Origin of the sequence: Bradyrhizobium sediminis (assembly GCF_018736105.1) — a bacterium.
Lineage (GTDB): Bacteria > Pseudomonadota > Alphaproteobacteria > Rhizobiales > Xanthobacteraceae > Bradyrhizobium.
The window spans coordinates 1,688,702-1,705,788 of record NZ_CP076135.1 but is presented as its reverse complement, the minus strand read 5'-3'; the positions used below and the strand labels follow the sequence as shown (position 1 = coordinate 1,705,788).

Sequence of the window (17,087 nt, the reverse complement as noted above, 5' to 3'; positions counted from 1 at the left end):
TTTCCAGAGAAGCCGCGAACCTTTCGTTCCAGAAGAGACAACGACCATGACCGAGCCGAACATTCCCGTCACCGAAGACGAACTGCACGCCTTCGTCGACAACGAACTGCCGCCGGAGCGGCGCGGCGATGTCGAGGCATGGCTCGCAACGCACCCCGACGATGCCGAGCGGGTGCAATCGTGGCGCGCGATGGCCGAGGCGCTGCATGCGCGCTACGACCCGGTCGCCGACGAGCCGGTGCCGAAGCGGCTCGAGATCGAGCGATTGGCGCAACAGCCGCGTAAATGGATGTACGGCGCGATCGCCGCCACGCTGGCGGCGTTCATCGCCGGCGGCGGCGCCGGCTGGCTGGCGCATGGCGTGGCGGCTTCGCCGTCGGCGTTCCGGAGTTTCACGGTGGATGCGCTGGACGCGCACCGGCTCTACGTCGTCGAGGTTCGCCATCCGGTCGAAGTTCCCGGCAGCGAACGCACGCATCTGCAGGCATGGCTGACCAAGCGCTGCGGCTGGGACGTCCGCGCGCCGGAACTGGACGCCACGGGATTGAAGCTGGTCGGCGGCAGGCTGCTGCCCGGCCCGACGGGACCAGCGTCGTTCCTGATGTATGAGAGCGCCTCGGGTGAACGCTTCACGATCTACACCGCCAAGGCCGACGCCGAAACGACGCAGATGCGTTATGCCAAGCAGGATAATGACGGAGCGCTGTTCTGGGCCGACCGCGGCGTGGCCTATGTGGTCAGCGGCAGCAGCGACCGCGAGCGCCTGACGCAGGTGGCGCGGATGGTCTACGATCAGAACGAGAAGAGCGGTGGCTAGATAACCGCGGGTAGACTAGGCGTCCCAATTCCGACACCGAAAATCTGGAATCAAGTCATCGGCACGTCTCAAAAACGCACCGGGTGATCACGCGAAGTTGAGGTGCGCTCGATCCGCCGATCGACCGCGAAGTCGGCCTCGACTGGGGTTTTTGTACCGCGCTGGTCCCCCGGTCGAGGCCGCACCTTTTTTCAAAGGCGATAAATCTTTCCAAACGCTACAGGTCGCTGCGCGGATTGTACGGATGTGCGTCGCGCCACTTCTGCATCAACGTCTCGAGTTCGGAATCGTTCCCGTCCGGCAGCATGATGCGGGTGGTGACGAACAGATCGCCGGTCGCGCCGGCGGCGGGCTTCGGCAGTCCCTTGCCCTTGAGGCGAAACGTCCTCCCGCTCGAGGTGTTCTTCGGAATCGACAATTCGACCGCGCTGCCCAGTGTCGGCACGCGGACCTTGCCGCCGAGCACCGCTTCATAAAGCGTGATCGGCAGATCGACGCGCAGGTCGCTGCCGTCGACCTTGAAGAAGGCGTGCGGCGCGATTGAGACCGTGATCAGGAGATCGCCGGGCCGGTGACCGTGCGCGGTCTCGCCCTGCCCCTTGAGCCGGATCTGCTGGCCGGCGGTGACGCCGGCGGGAATCTTGACGTTGAGCTCCTTGCCGGTCGGTAGCCGGACGCGTTTTTCCACGCCCCTGACCGCCTCTTCCAGCGACACCGTCATGGCGACGGAAAGATCGAGATCGAGCCCGATGCCGCCGGTTTCGAACTCGAAGCCGCCGCCCGGCCCCGGCCGCGCGCCGCGCCCTGCACCGCCGAACATGCTGTTGAGGATGTCCTCGAAGCCGCCGCCGCCACCGCTGCGGAAGGTGTGGGTCTCGAAGCCGCCGGCTCCGGCGCGGCCGCGCGGGTCGCCGCCCCCGGGAAAACCCTGGAAGCGCGGCTTGCCCTCGGCGTCGATCTCGCCGCGGTCGAACTGCTTGCGCTTGGTCTCGTCGCCGATGATCTCGTTGGCCGAGTTCAGCTCGGCAAAGCGCGCCGCGGATTTCGGATCGTTCTTGTTGGCGTCGGGGTGATGCTTCTTGGCGAGCTTGCGATAGGCACTCTTGATCGCCGCAGCGCTGGCGCCCCGCGGCACCCCCAAGACCTCATAGGGGTCGCGCATCCGTCACGTCTCCTCTAAAGCGTTTCCGAGCGAAGTGGGTACCGGTTCGCATGAAGAAAACGCGTCCAAACAAAAGACTAGAGCCCGATTCTGATGCAATCAGAACCGAAAGGCTCCAGGGAAATCAGATCATCGATTCCGGGCGATTGGCCCGCTTCAGGCTTCATCTGGGGTGGCCGTTGCATTTCTGCAACGGGGGTTCAGCCCCGTGTCCACGGCTTTAGCGTATGAATCTCCCATCGGCCATGGCCGGCCTTGCAGGCGGCGCCCTGCAGCCAGCTTTCCGAGTGGCCGTTGACATAGCTCGCCAGGAAATCCCGGCAGGTGCGTCCCTCGGAGGAATAGGCCTGGGCCAGCGGCGTCACCGAGCCCCGCGCGCCGGTCTCGGGATTTTCCCAAGGCTGGCTGGAATCCTTGTCGCCCTTGGTCAGCACGTCGGAGGCGGCGTTGCGGGTGAAGGCGAGGTCGCTCTCGGTCGGCACCGGGGGCTTGGCGGGACCGATCGAGCCGGTCACCTCATTGTCATCCATCTTGGCGAAGGCGCCGTCGCCGCGGGAGAGGCTGCAGCCGCCCGAGCCGATGCCAATTAGAATCGCTGTCATCACCGCGCCCACGGGGCGGATCGCCGATAGGCCAATGCGTTCCCATGTCCTATATAGGGCGAGCCTACACCGGGACTGCAACGCGCTCTCGGACGCGGGCGGACGCAACTCGGAACTCCTGACATGACCGACACGACCTCCATCAAACACCCGACACCGTTAACATCAGGTGATTTCACCGCGGCGGAGGAGCCGTTTGCGCTGTTCGGCGACTGGTTCGCGGAAGCCGTGAAGGCCGAGCCGAACGATCCCAATGCCATGGCGCTGGCGACCGTCGACACCGACGGGCTGCCCGACGTGCGGATGGTGCTTATGAAAGGCTACGATGCCGACGGTTTTGTCTTCTACAGCCACATCGCCAGCCAAAAAGGCCGCGAACTCGCCGCAAATCCTAAGGCGGCTTTACTTTTTCACTGGAAGTCGCTGCGCCGGCAGGTCCGCATCCGCGGCAAGGTGTCGCCGGTGACGGAAGCGGAAGCCGACGCCTATTTCGCAACCCGGCCGAGGCAGGCCCAGATCGGCGCCTGGGCCAGCAAGCAGTCGCAGCCGCTGGAAAGCCGTTTTGCCTTCGAGCAGGCGATCGCCAAGGTGGCGGCCAGGTATCTCGTCGGCGAGGTGCCGCGCCCGCCGGGCTGGAGCGGCTGGCGCATCGAGCCTGCACGGTTCGAATTCTGGCACGACCGGCCGTTCCGGCTGCATGACCGCATCGAATTCGACCGCGGGGCGCCTGGCCAGCCATGGTCCAAGACGCGGCTTTATCCGTGAATTCCAGAGTCTGAAGGACCTCCATGGCCAGTTCGACCAACCACGGCCCGCGGCGCACGCTGCTCCTGACCGGCGCCAGCCGCGGCATCGGGCATGCCACCGTGATCCGCTTTTCCTCCGCCGGCTGGCGCGTCATCACCTGCTCGCGGCATCCGTTCCCCGAGGATTGCCCGTGGGACGCGGGACCGGAGGATCACATCCAGGTCGACCTCGCCGACCACGACGACACCACGCGGGCGATTTCGGAAATCCGCCAACGGCTGGAAGGCGGCGAGCTGCACGCGCTGGTCAACAACGCCGCGATTTCGCCCAAGGCCGCGGGCGGCGCCCGGCTCGGCTCGATCGATACCGACATCGAGACCTGGAGCCACGTGTTCAGGGTCAATTTCTTCGCCCCGATCATGATGGCGCGCGGGCTGATCGAGGAGCTGAAGGCCGTCAGGGGCTCGGTGGTGAACGTCACCTCGATCGCGGGCTCCCGCGTGCATCCGTTCGCGGGCGCGGCCTATGCCACCTCGAAGGCGGCGCTGGCCTCGCTGACGCGCGAGATGGCGTCGGATTTCGGCCGCCACGGCGTCCGCGTCAATTCGATCGCACCGGGCGAAATCGACACCTCGATCCTGTCGCCGGGCACCGAGAAGATCGTCGAGCAGCAGATCCCGCTGCGCCGGCTCGGCACGCCGGACGAGGTGGCGAAGATCATCTACGTGCTGTGCACGGAAACGTCGTCCTACGTGAACGGCGCCGAGATCCACATCAACGGCGGCCAGCACGTGTAGCGGCGACGCGCCATCGCCGTCATCGAGCGTCCTGGAGCAAGCGGTTCCCGATCAAATCAATCCGCGCAAAATTTGCGCGGCCTGCCAGCGCAGGCTGGCATCCTCGACGTTGAAGGCGCTGGAACATTCGTCCTCGCGCTCGCCTTCGGAAAGCGCCGCGCCGCAATAGCGGCAGAGCCGCGCCGAGATCGCCGGCGCCTTGCCCACAGCATTGCGACCGCGCTGATAGCTCGCGAAATCAACCACGTTACGGGGTGACGTTATGACTTTCTCAACCATCGCTGTCCTCGCCGCTTGTGACAGCGTTATCGCAGAAAGGTTTGGCGCAAACGTTCAGCGCAACGCTCAAATTTTAGCGGAGCAATTGAGGCGGGTTCCCTGGTTCTTCGCAGGTATATGAACGCCCCGGAGGACAGCCGTTCGGCTTAATATATCGGTGACTACAGCCACTTCTTCCATTTGAAAAAGAGGTACGGCCCGACCGCGGCGAGCAGCATCATGATCAGCGCCATCGGGTAGCCATGGGCCCATTCCAGCTCGGGCATCATCTTGAAATTCATGCCGTAGACCGAGGCGATCAGGGTCGGCGGCATCAGGACCACCGCCATCACCGAGAACAGCTTGATGATGTTGTTCTGCTCGAGATTGACGACGCCGAGCATGGCGTCGAGCACGAAGGTGATCTTGTTGGAGAGGTAGCTGGCATGGTCGGTCAGCGAGGTGACGTCGCGCTGCATGGTCTTGAGCTGCTCGCGCATGTCCTTCGACCATTTGACGCCGTCGGTGGCGGCGGCGACGAAGGTCACCACCCGCCCGATCGAGACCAGGCTCTCCCGCACCTTCGAGGTCAAGTCGCCCTTGCGGCCGATCGCGATCAGGATGTCGGAATAGCGTTTGGCATGGCCGGTGCGCGCGGCGCCTTCCGGCTCGAAAATGTCGTGGCTGATCGAGTCCATGTCGCTGCCGGCGCGTTCCAGGATGTCGGCATTGCGGTCGATCACGGCATCCAGCAGTTCCATCAGCACCATTTCGCCGGTGATCCCGCCCGGACAGGAACGCGCCAGCTTGTTTTCCACCAGCACGAACGGCCTCGGCTCGTCGTAGCGCACGGTCACCAGCCGGTGGCTGGCGAGGATGAAGGTCACCGCCGTGGTGCGGGGATTCTGGGTGTCGGCCGCGCACATCAGCGTCGCCGTCATGTAGCGCGCGCCATTCTCGATATAGAGCCGGCTGGAAATCTCGATCTCCTGCATGTCTTCCCGGGTCGGCACCGCGATCCCGGCCAGCTGCTCCACCGCCTTGTCCTCCACCCCGGTCGGCTTGACGAGGTCGATCCAGACCGCGTTCTCAGGCAGCGTCGTGAGGTCGGCGGCCGCGACTTTTTTCAGCGAGGATTCGGCAGGAACGAACACCGCGAACATGGACAACTCCGGAACCTGGCACGCGAGGGCCTGTTTTGGCACCCACTTCGCTCGAAAACGCTATGAGCACCCAACAGGACTTAACTCGATTCTGGCAAGCGCTTCATGACCGGCGGATTTACCGCCGATCCATATTTGCGGCGGCGGAATGGCGACGGCGTGGCAAGGATTCGGCAACCGACGGTCTCCTTGCCCAAAAATCAGCCGGAAAGCGGAGAAGTTGCGGCAAGAAAGACACAGCCAGCGCGCTGCAGCGCCGAACAGGCGTCCAAGCGCTGGGAATTATGAATGATTTCGCCGATACTACCGCTGAATGGAATCGTGGCGTTTGGGCCGCAATGTTGGCGCTTGAGCGCGAGACTTTCGATTGGAACTGCAGATGTCGTCGCTGAAAGCAAAGTTGGGAATCCTGGCCGCCGGCCTGATGCTGTCTGGCTGCATGCAGGCTACGACCTACCAGGCCGCCCCGGAGGCCAGCCTCAAGCCTGCGGACAAGGCCCAGCTGGCCAAGGCGCGCTACGAGAAGGTCGCGGTCGCCGAGCCGTTCCGCCGCGCCATCGTCGATTACCACCGCCGCGAACAGCCGGGTTCGATCGTAGTCGATTCCGATAACCACTATCTTTACCTGGTGCAGGACGGCGGCAAGGCGATCCGGTACGGCATCACCGTGGGCGAAGAAGCGCTGGCCTTCTCCGGCATCGCGCGCGTCGGCAACATGGCGGAATGGCCGAAATGGACCCCAACCGCCGATATCCACAAGCGCATCGAGGGCCTGCCCGCGTCGGTGCCCGGCGGCGTCGATAATCCGCTCGGAGCCCGCGCGCTCTATCTGTACCAGGGCAACCGCGACACGCTGTTCCGGATTCACGGCACCAACCAGCCGGAATATATCGGCGCATCGATTTCCTCAGGCTGCATTCGCATGACCAACGAGGACGTCATCGACCTCTACAGCCGGGTCAAGCAAGGCACCATCGTGGTGGTGCTGGACCCGAAGCAGGGCGACTCGCCGCAAAATTCGAAGATGGCGCTGCAAGGCAGCGGCAATAGCGCCTTCTGATCCACCGATCACCTTCAAGCACGGGGAAAGCGCCGGTTTTGCCGGCGCTTTCTTGTTTGCGGCGCAGTCCTTGGGGGCCGCCCCGGCTGGCGCGATCGGTTAACGGCGGGATGACGGCGCCAAGCGGCGACCGTCCGGCGGCAGCCGCTTCTGCCCGAAATCGCCGGAAAACCGCAAGGTTTGCGGCAAAAAGGACACATCCGGCCTGCCGCAATGCCGAACAGCCATGTAAATGCTGGAATTGTGGCCGATTTCGGCGATAATACGATCAATGGATTTGTGGCGTTTCATGCGCAATGTTGGCGTGCGCGATCGCGAGACTTTCGATTGGAACTGCAGATGTCGTCGCTGAGGGCAAAGTTGGGAATCCTGGCCGCCGGCCTGATGCTGTCCGGCTGCATGCAGGCCACGACCTATCAGGCCGCCCCGGAGGCCACGCTCAAGCCTGCGGACAAGGCCCAGCTGGCCAAGGCGCGCTACGCCAAGGTCGCGGTCGCCGAACCGTTCCGCCGCGCCATCGTCGATTACCACCGCCGCGAACAGCCGGGCTCGATCGTGGTCGATTCCGACAACCACTATCTCTACCTGGTGCAGGACGGCGGCAAGGCGATCCGTTACGGCATCACCGTGGGCGAGGAAGCGCTGGCCTTCTCCGGCATCGCGCGCGTCGGCAACATGGCGGAATGGCCGAAATGGACCCCAACCGCCGATATCCACAAGCGCATCGAGGGCCTGCCCGCGTCGGTGCCCGGCGGCGTCGACAACCCGCTCGGAGCCCGCGCGCTCTATCTGTACCAGGGCAACCGCGACACGCTGTTCCGGATTCACGGCACCAACCAGCCGGAATATATCGGCGCATCGATTTCCTCAGGCTGCATTCGCATGACCAACGAGGACGTCATCGACCTCTACAGCCGGGTCAAGCAAGGCACCATCGTGGTGGTGCTGGCTCCCAAGCAGGGCGACTCGCCGTACAATTCGAAGATGGCGCTGCAGGGCGGCGGCCAGGCCACGACGCACTAATCGCCCATCGATAGCGAGATACCAAAGGCGCCGGTTCTATCGGCGCTTTTTTGTTGGCGGCTTTCCTGGCGAATAGGAAGTGGCGAATAGCGAGTAGTTGGCCGAACCTTCTTTCCCCATTCACTATTCGCTATTCGCCCTTCCCCTCGCGCGGCGGAGCCTCCTCCGGCCGCGCGGACGGCAGCAGCGGAGCCACCTGCGGCAGCGGATCCCACACGTTCCACTGGCAGATCCTGTAATTGTTGTTTCGCGCCGCGAGGTCGAGATGGATGTGGTCCTCGTGGTACCAGTCCGAACCCGGCCCCAGCACGGTGGCGAACCGCGTGCAGACCGAACGCAGAACGTTCTCGCGCAACTCCCGCGGCACCGTGCGATCGGTCAGCGAGATCGACTGGCCGTTGGCCAATTTCAGGGAGCGCACATCGAGCGCGTTGGCGCGGCCGTGCTCCGACAGCCTGGCGCCGACCACCCGGTTGCGGCCACGGCACTCGAAGGAGTCGAAATTGTCGAGATCGCTGAACGTGCTGCCGAGGGTGGCCGCCAGCGGCGCCATGTCGGTGCGGATCCAGTCGGCGATCGCCGACGCCATGGCGCAGCGCAGGATCGCCGCGGGCTTCACGGCGACCCTGCGCTTGTCCGGCAGCACCACGGCCTCCAGCCGCACCAGATCCTCGCCGCCGCAGCCGCCGGCGCCCTTGATGTCGGGGATGCTGGGGGCGATCGCGATCGCCTCCGTCAGTGCCAGCCGGCAGGCCGAGGGCGGCGGCGGCGGTTGTTCGGCAGCCTTGTCGGGGCCGGCGGACGCCGGCTTGTCGGCCGCAGGCGGTTCGGGCTCGGGCTTGTCGGTGTCTACCTTGTTGGAATCCCTGGGCGCCTCGGCCGGGCGCGGCCGCGGCAACGGGACAGCGCCGGGGAGCATGGCTCCGCGCAGCTTCGGCTTGCCCTGCCCGAACAGGTCGCCCCACGGGTCCTGCCCTGCCTTGCGGGCCGCCGCCGGGTCGGCCGGCCCGCCGAGCAGCAGCAGGACCGCGGCGACGGTAACCATTGCCGCTTCCTTGCCACCAAAGACGCCACTAGGCCATTTGCGGCTTGATTTCTCCGCGCTACAGTTCATGACAACCCATAGCGCGACCAGCAAAACTGGGAACCGGTTTTGCATCCGATCGCGCGGTAAAATATGAAGAGCGCAGCAACTTTTCGCCAAACCGCCCGTATCTGGGCAGGTCTCGGGCGAGACAATAACGATCAGGAGGGACGTCCGTATGCTCGGATTGATGCAAGATTGGCCTTTGCTTTGTCACCGGATTATCGAGCATGCGGCGAAGTATCACGGCACGCAGGAAGTCGTAACGCGGTCGGTCGAAGGTCCCATTCATCGGACCAATTACGCCGAAATTCATGCCCGTGCGCTGAAAGTCTCGCAACGGCTGGAGCACGACGGCATCAAGCTCGGCGACCGGGTCGCCACCATCGCATGGAACACCTGGCGCCATCTGGAAGCCTGGTACGGCATCATGGGCATCGGCGCGATCTGCCATACCGTCAATCCGCGGCTGTTCCCCGACCAGATCGCCTGGATCATCAACCACGCCCAGGACCGCGTGGTGATGACCGACATCACCTTCGTGCCGATCCTGGAAAAGATCGCGGACCAGCTGCCGAGCGTCGAACGCTACGTCGTGCTGACCGATAAGGCGCACATGCCGCAGACCACGCTGAAGAACGCGGTCGCTTACGAAGACTGGATCGCGCAAGCCGACGGCAAGTTCGAATGGAAGAATTTCGACGAAAACACCGCCGCCGCGATGTGCTACACCTCGGGCACCACGGGCGATCCCAAGGGCGTGCTGTATTCGCATCGTTCCAACGTGCTGCACGCGCTGATGGCCAACAACGGCGACTCGTTGGGCGCCAACGCTGCCGACACCATGCTGCCGGTGGTTCCGCTGTTTCATGCCAACAGCTGGGGCATCGCATTCTCGGCGCCCTCGATGGGCACCAAGCTGGTGATGCCCGGCGCCAAGCTCGACGGCGCCTCGGTCTATGAACTGCTGGATACCGAGAAGGTGACGCATACCGCCGGCGTTCCGACGGTGTGGCTGATGCTGCTCAACCATATGGCGGCCGGCAATCTCAAGCTGCCTCATCTGCGCATGGTGGTGTGCGGCGGATCGGCAATGCCGCGCACGATGATCAAATCGTTCATCGACATGGGCGTGAAGGTACGCCACGCCTGGGGCATGACCGAAATGAGCCCGATCGGCACGCTCGCCACGCTGAAGCCGCCGTTCGACAAACTCACCGGCGAGGAGCGGCTCGATATCCTGCAGACCCAGGGCTACCCGCCGTTCGGCGTCGAGATGAAGATCACCGACGATGCCGGCAAGGAACTGCCGTGGGACGGCAAGACCTTCGGCCGGCTCAAGGTCTCCGGTCCCGCGGTGGCGAAAGCCTATTTCCGGCTCGACTCCAGCATCCTCGACGAGGAAGGCTATTTCGACACCGGCGACGTCGCCACCATCGACGCGCACGGCTACATGCGGATCACCGACCGTTCCAAGGACGTGATCAAGTCCGGCGGCGAGTGGATCTCGTCGATCGATCTGGAAAACCTCGCGGTCGGACATCCCGCGGTGGCGGAAGCCGCCGTGATCGGCGTCTATCACCCGAAATGGGACGAGCGCCCGCTGCTGATCGTGCAGCTCAAGCAGGGCCAGGCCGCGACGCGCGAGGAGATCCTCAAATTCATGGACGGCAAGATCGCCAAATGGTGGATGCCCGATGACGTCGCCTTCGTCGACGGCATTCCGCACACGGCAACAGGCAAGATCCTGAAAACCGCGTTGCGCGACCAGTTCAAGAGCTACCGTTTCCCCAACGCCGCGGCCTAGGGATCCTATTTCCTTCTCCCCTTGTGGGAGAAGGTGGCCGTAGGTGGCCTTTGGCCGCTGTCCTTCAGATGGACGCCGATGCTTTGCATCGGCTATGCGCAGTCCGCGCCGGATGAGGGGTTTGCATCCGCGGAGCAGACCCCTCACCCGTCCGCGACGCTTTGCGTCGCCTCCACCCTCTCCCACTAGGGGAGAGGGAAGCAAGGGCCGCAGCCCAATCCACCCTTGAATTTGCCGTTAGTCCGTGGTCTCAAGCGGACCAGTGTGCAGCCCGGCGCGATTTGCCCGGCAAGGCTTCAAACCCGGCAGATTTCTGAGCCATGGCCCGCAGGTTTTCCGCTCCCTACCAGTCGGAGCCCGTGTCCAGCCTCGCCACATTGGCGCGCAACCTCGCGGTGTTCTCGGTCGTCGCGGTGCTGGTTTCGATTCTGATCGTCCGCTTCGGCTTCCTCGAAGTGAAACCGGCGCTGGCGACGTTCTTCGGTGCGCTGGCCTGCGCCGGCCTTTCCATCCTGGCGGGCTTCGCCGCCTTCGCCGCGATCTGGCAGAACGGATCGCGCGGCATGAGCCGCATCCTGCTGGCGTTCCTGATCGACGCGCTGGTGCTGGCCTACCCGGCCTATCTCGGCCTGCAATACCGCAAGCTGCCGCCGATCCACGACATCACCACCGATCCGATCGATCCGCCGCGTTTCGAGGCGCTGGCGCGGTTGCGCACCGGCGAAGGCGCCAATACCGCGGTCTATGCCGGTCTCTATTCCGCCGAACAGCAGCGGCTGGCCTATCCCGATATCGAGACGGTCGAGCTCGAGGTTCCGCCGCAGCGGGCCTTTGAGGTCACGCTGGCGCTCGTCACCAAGCGCAAGTGGCTCGTGATCGACGAACGCGCGCCGCAGCCGCCGCGCCGCATCGGCCGCATCGAGGCGGTGGCGCGGACGCCGATCATGGGATTCCGCGAGGACGTCTCGATCCGCATCACCCCGGACGGCGAGGGTTCGCGCGTCGACATCCGCTCCTCGTCGCGCTATTTCGAGAGCGATCTCGGCAGCAACGCCGCGCGCATCGCCAAGCTGATCGAGGACATCAACAGCGCCGTCGACAGCGCCAAACCCGTGGTGAAGAAACCGCAGGCGCCGGCGAAGCCGCAGGGCAAGACGGTGAAGAAGTGAAGGGGCGAGTGGCGAATAGCGAGTAGAAAGAGGAGCCGCAGACGAGGCTCCCTTCGCTATTCGCGCCTTTCGCCCCTACACCATCCGATAGCTTCCCCCGATCACCGGGTCGCCGTCGGTCGCGACGATGCCGCGGCCGACCAGATCTTCCAGATGCGCCAGCACCGAATAGCCGGCCGCATTGGTCAGCCGCGGGTCGATGCCGATATAGACCGCGCGCACGATGGTCGGGATGTCGGCCTCGCCCTTGGCGAGGCGATGCAGGATCGAAGCTTCGCGCCCCTGGCGATGCCTGGTCAGAAAACGCACATAGCGCCGGGCTTCCGGGATTTCCGGGCCGTGGCCGGAGAAGTAGATATCCTCGCTGCGCTCCGCCAGCCGGTCGAGCGAGGCCATGTAGTCGATCATCGAGCCGTCCGGCGGCGCCACGATCGAGGTCGACCAGCCCATCACGTGATCGCCGACGAAATTGATTCCACGCTCCGCCCAGGCGAACGCCAGGTGATTGGCGGTATGGCCCGGCGTCGCCACCGCCTCGAGCTGCCAGCCCGAACCTTCGATCACGTCGCGGTCCTTGACCTCGACGTCCGGCCTGAAGTCGCGGTCGGCGCCGGATTCCGGACTGTGCTTCTCGCTCTCGAAACGCGGCCGCGAGGCGCGGTGCGGCCCTTCGGCATAGACGGTGGCGCCGGTGGCCGCCTTGATCCGCGCGGTATTCGGCGAGTGGTCGCGGTGGGTATGGGTGACCAGGATATGCGTCACGGTCTCATTGCGCACGGCGTCGAGCAGCGCCGCCGCATGGGCTTCGTCGGCGGGGCCGGGATCGATGATCGCGACGTTGCCCTTGCCTACGATGTAGCTGACCGTGCCGGTGAAGGTGAATGGGCTCGGATTGTCGCAGAGCACGCGGCGCACGCCGGGACGGACCTCCTCGACCACGCCGGGCTTGAGCGGGAAATCGCGGTTGAACGGGATGTCGTCGTTGTCGGCCATAGGGGTGCCTGTATGTGCCGCCGCGCTTTCCACCGGGCCCTCATGCTGAGGAGGCCCGCAGGGCCGTCTCGAAGCATCGGGCAAGATCTGTCGCGCGGCCATCCTTCGAGACGCCCGCCAAGCGCGGGCTCCTCAGGATGAGGTCGGAGGACTTCGAAACCTACGAAAACGCCTGAATGCCCGTGATCGCGCGGCCCAGGATCAGGGCGTGGACGTCGTGGGTGCCTTCATAGGTGTTGACGGTTTCCAGGTTCGCGGTATGGCGCATCACGTGATATTCGATCTGGATGCCGTTGCCGCCGTGCATGTCGCGGGACATCCTGGCGATGTCGAGCGCCTTGCCGCAATTGTTGCGCTTGACGATCGAGATCATCTCCGGCGCCATCTTGCCTTCGTCCATCAGGCGGCCGACCCGCAGGCTGCCCTGCAGGCCGAGCCCGATCTCGGTCTGCATGTCCGCAAGCTTCTTCTGCACCAGTTGCGTCGCCGCCAGCGGCCGGTTGAACTGCTTGCGGTCGAGCGTGTATTGCCGCGCGCGCGCCATGCAGTCTTCCGCAGCCCCCATCACGCCCCAGGAAATGCCGTAGCGGGCGCGGTTGAGGCAGCCGAACGGACCCTTCAGACCCGACACGTTGGGCAGCAGCGCGCTTTCCGGCACCTCGACGCCTTCCATCACGATCTCACCGGTAATGGAGGCGCGAAGCGAAAGCTTGCCACCGATCTTCGGCGCCGACAGGCCCTTCATGCCCTTCTCGAGAATGAAGCCGCGGATCTGATTGTTGTGCTCGGCCGACTTGGCCCACACCACGAACACGTCGGCGATCGGCGCGTTGGAAATCCACATCTTGGAACCGGTCAGCCGGTAGCCGTCCGAGGTCTTCTCGGCACGGGTCTTCATGCCGCCGGGATCGGAGCCAGCATCCGGCTCGGTCAGGCCGAAGCAGCCGACCCATTCGCCGGTGGCGAGCTTGGGCAGGTACTTCTTGCGCTGGTTCTCGTCGCCATAGGCGTAGATCGGGTGCATCACCAGCGACGACTGCACGGAGTTCATCGAGCGATAGCCGGAATCGACGCGTTCGATCTCGCGCGCCACCAGGCCATAGGCCACGTAGCTCGCATTGGCGCAGCCATATTCCTCCGGCAGCGTGATACCGATCAGGCCGAGCTCACCCATCTCGTTGAAAATCTCGCGGTCGGTCTTCTCTTCGAGATAGGCCTTGGTGATGCGCGGCAAGAGCTTGTCCTGCGCATAGGCGCGCGCGGTGTCGCGGATCATGCGCTCGTCTTCGGTGAGCTGCTCGTCGAGCATGAACGGATCGTCCCACTGGAATTCGACCGAAGCCGGCTTGTCCTTGGCCTGAGGGCGCACGCTCATGAAAGTTCCTTTCGCATCGCTGCTACCGGCCGCTCGCACGGCGGAAACAGGTTAAATCTTTGGAGTTTAGCCTTCAAGCTGTTCGTTGGAGAGGATCTCGATCCCGAAACCGGACAGTCCCTTGTAGTCGTGCACCGACGACGTCAAGTGACGGATCGAGGTGACGCCGAGATCGCGCAGGATCTGCGCGCCGACGCCGACTTCGCGCCATTGCCGGTTGCGGTCGGCTTCCGCCGACTTCTCCTCCGGGAGCGGCGAGACCGGAACGCCGGCCGCGCCATCGCGCAGGTAGATCAGCACGCCGCTGCCGTTCTTCCTGAAATGCTCCAGCACCGCCTGCATGCGCTTCGGCCCGGTGAAGATGTCCTTGACGATATTGGGCTTGTGAAACCGCGTCAGCACGTTCTTGCCGTCGCCGACCCCGTTATAGACGAAAGCGACATGGGCGATGGAATCGAACGGCGAGCGATAGGCGTAGCCCTGCAGCGGTCCGATCGGGCTATCGGTCGTGAAGGTCGAAACCCGCTCGATCAGTTTCTCGCGCGCCTGGCGGTAGGCGATCATGTCGGCGATGGTGACATGCTTGAGCTTGTGGCTGGCCGCGAATTTGGCGACCTGCTCGCCCTTCATGACCGTGCCGTCGTCGTTCATCAGTTCGCTGATGACGCCGACCGGCGGCAGGCCCGAAAGCTTGCAGAGGTCGACCGCGGCCTCGGTATGGCCGGAGCGCAGCAGCACGCCGCCGTCGCGGGCGATCAGCGGGAAGATGTGGCCGGGCCGGGCGAAATCATTGGCGCCGACGTTCGGATTGGCCAGCGCGCGGCAGCAGGAAGCGCGCTCGTCGGCCGAAATGCCGGTGCCGTTGTCCGGCTTGTAGTCGATCGACACCGTGAACGCGGTGGTGTGGGCGGATTCGTTGTGCGCCACCATCGGATCGAGCCGCAGCCGGCGCGCGTCCTCGGTGGTGATAGGCGCGCAGACGATGCCTGAGGTGTGGCGGATGATGAACGCCATCTTGTCGGCGGTGCACAGCGACGCTGCGACGATCAGATCGCCCTCGCCTTCGCGGTCTTCGTCGTCGGTGACGACGACGAGTTCGCCGTGGGCGAAGGCATGCAGAACTTCCTGGATCGGGTCGGCCATATTCTCAAAGTCTCTCGCTTCGTGCCGGGCAGCATTAGCCGGACTCGGAACGCCGCGCCAGCGTCATTACGCAGGGCAGAACGGCGCTGCCGGGGGGCCGGATGGCGGCGATCCCGGCAAGGCCGCGGGCGCCCGGCAGGCAGTCCGGAAGCGCTTACGGCAGCACTTCCTTGCGTTCGGCGAGCTGCGCGTCGATCTCGGCGCGCTTGTCTTCCAGGAGGCCGGCGTCGGCGGCCTCGATCACCGCGTAGAGTTCGTGGGCATCGGTAATCCGGGTGACGGTCACATAATCAGCGCCGGCGGCGTAGAGATCCCCGACGTCGGACAACAGATCGGCGGTGGCGACGATCTTGGCGGTCGGGTTGAGCGCACGCACGTGCCGGACCAGCTTTTCGTTGTTGGCGCCCTTCAGCAGCGAGTCGGGCACGCTCAGGATGATGAGTTCGGCCTTGCCGACCCCGGCATGCACCAGGGTATCGACGTTGCTGATATCGCCGTAGATCACGTGCAGGCCGCGATCCGCCAGGGTGCGGAACACGTTCGGATTGAAGTCGACCACGCTGATCTGATCGAGCAGGGATTCGTTCTGGCGTCCGATCTCGCTCAAGAGCGCGCTGGCGGCGCGAAAAAAGCCGAGGATCACGATCCGTCGCGCCTCGCCGTGGCCGCCGTCGTCGTGGCCGGAATCGTGCGCATGGCCGTGGTCGAGATCGCGCAGGCCGATCCGCTTCAAGGGGCCGATCGCAAACCGCGTGATCTGGTCGCTGCGCATGATCACGAAGGTGGAGAGCACCGCCAGCACCACGAAGGCGAAAGAGGCCGCGCTCGCGGTCTGGGTCTGGATATGCCCGGCGGCGACGCCGGTCTGGATCACCACCAGCGAGAACTCGCTGATCTGCGCCAGATTGAGCGCCGGCAGCAGGCTGGCACGCAGGCCCTGCTTCATCAGATAGAGCGGCGCGAACGTCGTCACCACGCGGCTCACCACGGTGAAAGCCGCGATCACCAGCGCCAGCCCGATCACCGACATGTTCGGGATCGGGATCGTCATGCCCAATGCGACGAAGAACAGCGTGATGAAGAAATCGCGCAAGGTCGTGACCTTGGCGGTGACGTCGAGCGCATAGGGAAAGGTCGAGAGCGAGACGCCGGCCACCAGCGATCCCATTTCGCGCGACAAATGCAGCTGCTCGGCGATCTCGCCGATCAGGAAGCACCACGCCAGCGCGCCGAGCAGGATCAGTTCGGGGCGGCGCGCGATCTGGTGGAACAGCCGCGGCAGGACGTAGCGGCTGAGCACCAGCGCGGTCGCCACCAGCACGCCGACCCGGCCGACCGACAGCAGGATCACGCTGACCTGGAGATTGGCGAGGCTCGGCTGCACCGCCAGGAACAGGATGGCGAAGATGTCCTGCAGCACCAGCACGCCGAGCGTGATGCGTCCGGGCAGCGTGTCGAGCTCGCGCTTTTCGTACAGCACCTTGACGATGATGACGGTGGAGGAGAGCGCGCAGGCGATGGTAAGATACAGCGCGTCGAAACCGCCGCCGCCCATCGCGAGCCCGATCCCCACGAAGAAGGCGATGCCGAGCACGCAGCCGCCGACCAGCTGCCCGCCGGCGGCGAACAGGATCACCCGGCCGGCGCGCACGATCTTCTTGAGGTCGATTTCCAGCCCGATCATGAACAGCATGAAAATCAGGCCGAGCTCGGAGATGACGGTGATCGATTCCTGCGACTTGACCCAGCCCATCCCGAATGGACCAATGAAGAAGCCGGCGATAAGATAGGCGAGGATCAGCGGCTGGCGGAAGAAGTGGGCGAGAAGCCCGAGCCCCCAGGCGAACAGGATGCATAAGGTGATATCGCGAATAAGCTCATGCATGA

Annotated in this window: 17 protein-coding genes; 7 read left to right on the top strand and 10 right to left on the bottom strand. The window is 64.6% G+C overall.

Going from position 1 to position 17,087, the window contains the following annotated elements; genetic code table 11:
• The first annotated feature begins 46 nt into the window (after window positions 1–46).
• A complete protein-coding gene (locus tag KMZ68_RS08250) occupies window positions 47–817 on the top strand; it encodes an anti-sigma factor family protein (RefSeq protein WP_215615303.1) in 771 nt (256 codons plus the stop codon).
• Between the two features lie 217 nt (window positions 818–1,034).
• Here the strand turns inward: KMZ68_RS08250 and KMZ68_RS08245 are convergent, their stop codons facing one another.
• Entirely contained in the window at window positions 1,035–1,979 is a 945-nt protein-coding gene (locus KMZ68_RS08245) for a DnaJ C-terminal domain-containing protein (protein WP_215615302.1), read from the bottom strand.
• A gap of 200 nt (window positions 1,980–2,179) precedes the next feature.
• Complete coding sequence (locus tag KMZ68_RS08240; RefSeq protein WP_215615301.1) at window positions 2,180–2,581, bottom strand: RT0821/Lpp0805 family surface protein; 402 nt, start codon at window positions 2,579–2,581, stop codon at window positions 2,180–2,182.
• 123 nt (window positions 2,582–2,704) lie between these two features.
• On the opposite strand from KMZ68_RS08240, the gene pdxH reads away from it, so the two are divergent.
• Window positions 2,705–3,346, top strand: coding sequence for a pyridoxamine 5'-phosphate oxidase (gene pdxH, locus KMZ68_RS08235; protein WP_215615300.1), 642 nt, complete (start codon window positions 2,705–2,707; stop codon window positions 3,344–3,346).
• 23 nt (window positions 3,347–3,369) lie between these two features.
• Window positions 3,370–4,125: an SDR family NAD(P)-dependent oxidoreductase gene (locus tag KMZ68_RS08230; protein ID WP_215615299.1), complete on the top strand. Its 756-nt coding sequence runs from the start codon at window positions 3,370–3,372 to the stop codon at window positions 4,123–4,125.
• Window positions 4,126–4,176: 51 nt separating this feature from the next.
• Here the strand turns inward: KMZ68_RS08230 and KMZ68_RS08225 are convergent, their stop codons facing one another.
• Window positions 4,177–4,404, bottom strand: a complete 228-nt coding sequence (locus KMZ68_RS08225; RefSeq protein WP_215615298.1) for a hypothetical protein — start codon at window positions 4,402–4,404, stop codon at window positions 4,177–4,179.
• A 161-nt stretch (window positions 4,405–4,565) separates the two neighbouring features.
• Window positions 4,566–5,546, bottom strand: coding sequence for a magnesium transporter CorA family protein (locus KMZ68_RS08220; protein ID WP_215615297.1), 981 nt, complete (start codon window positions 5,544–5,546; stop codon window positions 4,566–4,568).
• A gap of 379 nt (window positions 5,547–5,925) precedes the next feature.
• Between KMZ68_RS08220 and KMZ68_RS08215 the strand changes: the two genes are divergently transcribed.
• Window positions 5,926–6,606: a L,D-transpeptidase gene (locus KMZ68_RS08215; RefSeq protein ID WP_215615296.1), complete on the top strand. Its 681-nt coding sequence runs from the start codon at window positions 5,926–5,928 to the stop codon at window positions 6,604–6,606.
• A gap of 99 nt (window positions 6,607–6,705) precedes the next feature.
• On the opposite strand, the gene KMZ68_RS08210 is transcribed toward KMZ68_RS08215, so the two are convergent.
• Complete coding sequence (locus KMZ68_RS08210; RefSeq protein WP_215615295.1) at window positions 6,706–6,897, bottom strand: hypothetical protein; 192 nt, start codon at window positions 6,895–6,897, stop codon at window positions 6,706–6,708.
• Window positions 6,898–6,945: 48 nt separating this feature from the next.
• Between KMZ68_RS08210 and KMZ68_RS08205 the strand changes: the two genes are divergently transcribed.
• The gene (locus KMZ68_RS08205; RefSeq protein ID WP_215603013.1) at window positions 6,946–7,629 is read left to right on the top strand and encodes a L,D-transpeptidase; all 684 of its coding nucleotides are present in this window, start codon (window positions 6,946–6,948) and stop codon (window positions 7,627–7,629) included.
• Window positions 7,630–7,759: 130 nt separating this feature from the next.
• On the opposite strand, the gene KMZ68_RS08200 is transcribed toward KMZ68_RS08205, so the two are convergent.
• Window positions 7,760–8,743 carry an extensin family protein gene (locus KMZ68_RS08200; RefSeq protein ID WP_371741431.1) on the bottom strand — a complete coding sequence of 328 codons (984 nt, stop codon included), beginning with the start codon at window positions 8,741–8,743 and terminating at the stop codon, window positions 7,760–7,762.
• Window positions 8,744–8,891: 148 nt separating this feature from the next.
• Here KMZ68_RS08200 and KMZ68_RS08195 point away from each other — a divergent pair, with 148 nt between their 5' ends.
• Together KMZ68_RS08195 and KMZ68_RS08190 are read left to right on the top strand one after the other, a co-directional pair.
• Window positions 8,892–10,520 (top strand): fatty-acid--CoA ligase, encoded by a 1,629-nt coding sequence (locus KMZ68_RS08195; protein WP_215615293.1) that lies wholly within the window; start codon window positions 8,892–8,894, stop codon window positions 10,518–10,520.
• Between the two features lie 320 nt (window positions 10,521–10,840).
• Window positions 10,841–11,689 (top strand): DUF1499 domain-containing protein, encoded by an 849-nt coding sequence (locus tag KMZ68_RS08190; protein WP_215615292.1) that lies wholly within the window; start codon window positions 10,841–10,843, stop codon window positions 11,687–11,689.
• 75 nt (window positions 11,690–11,764) lie between these two features.
• On the opposite strand, the gene KMZ68_RS08185 is transcribed toward KMZ68_RS08190, so the two are convergent.
• From KMZ68_RS08185 to KMZ68_RS08170, 4 genes are all read right to left on the bottom strand, one after another.
• Window positions 11,765–12,682, bottom strand: a complete 918-nt coding sequence (locus tag KMZ68_RS08185; protein WP_215615291.1) for an MBL fold metallo-hydrolase — start codon at window positions 12,680–12,682, stop codon at window positions 11,765–11,767.
• A 160-nt stretch (window positions 12,683–12,842) separates the two neighbouring features.
• Window positions 12,843–14,057, bottom strand: a complete 1,215-nt coding sequence (locus tag KMZ68_RS08180) for an acyl-CoA dehydrogenase (RefSeq protein ID WP_215615290.1) — start codon at window positions 14,055–14,057, stop codon at window positions 12,843–12,845.
• A gap of 66 nt (window positions 14,058–14,123) precedes the next feature.
• Complete coding sequence (gene ribB, locus KMZ68_RS08175; RefSeq protein ID WP_215615289.1) at window positions 14,124–15,200, bottom strand: 3,4-dihydroxy-2-butanone-4-phosphate synthase; 1,077 nt, start codon at window positions 15,198–15,200, stop codon at window positions 14,124–14,126.
• Window positions 15,201–15,354: 154 nt separating this feature from the next.
• Complete coding sequence (locus KMZ68_RS08170; RefSeq protein WP_215615288.1) at window positions 15,355–17,085, bottom strand: cation:proton antiporter; 1,731 nt, start codon at window positions 17,083–17,085, stop codon at window positions 15,355–15,357.
• Window positions 17,086–17,087: the final 2 nt, after the last annotated feature.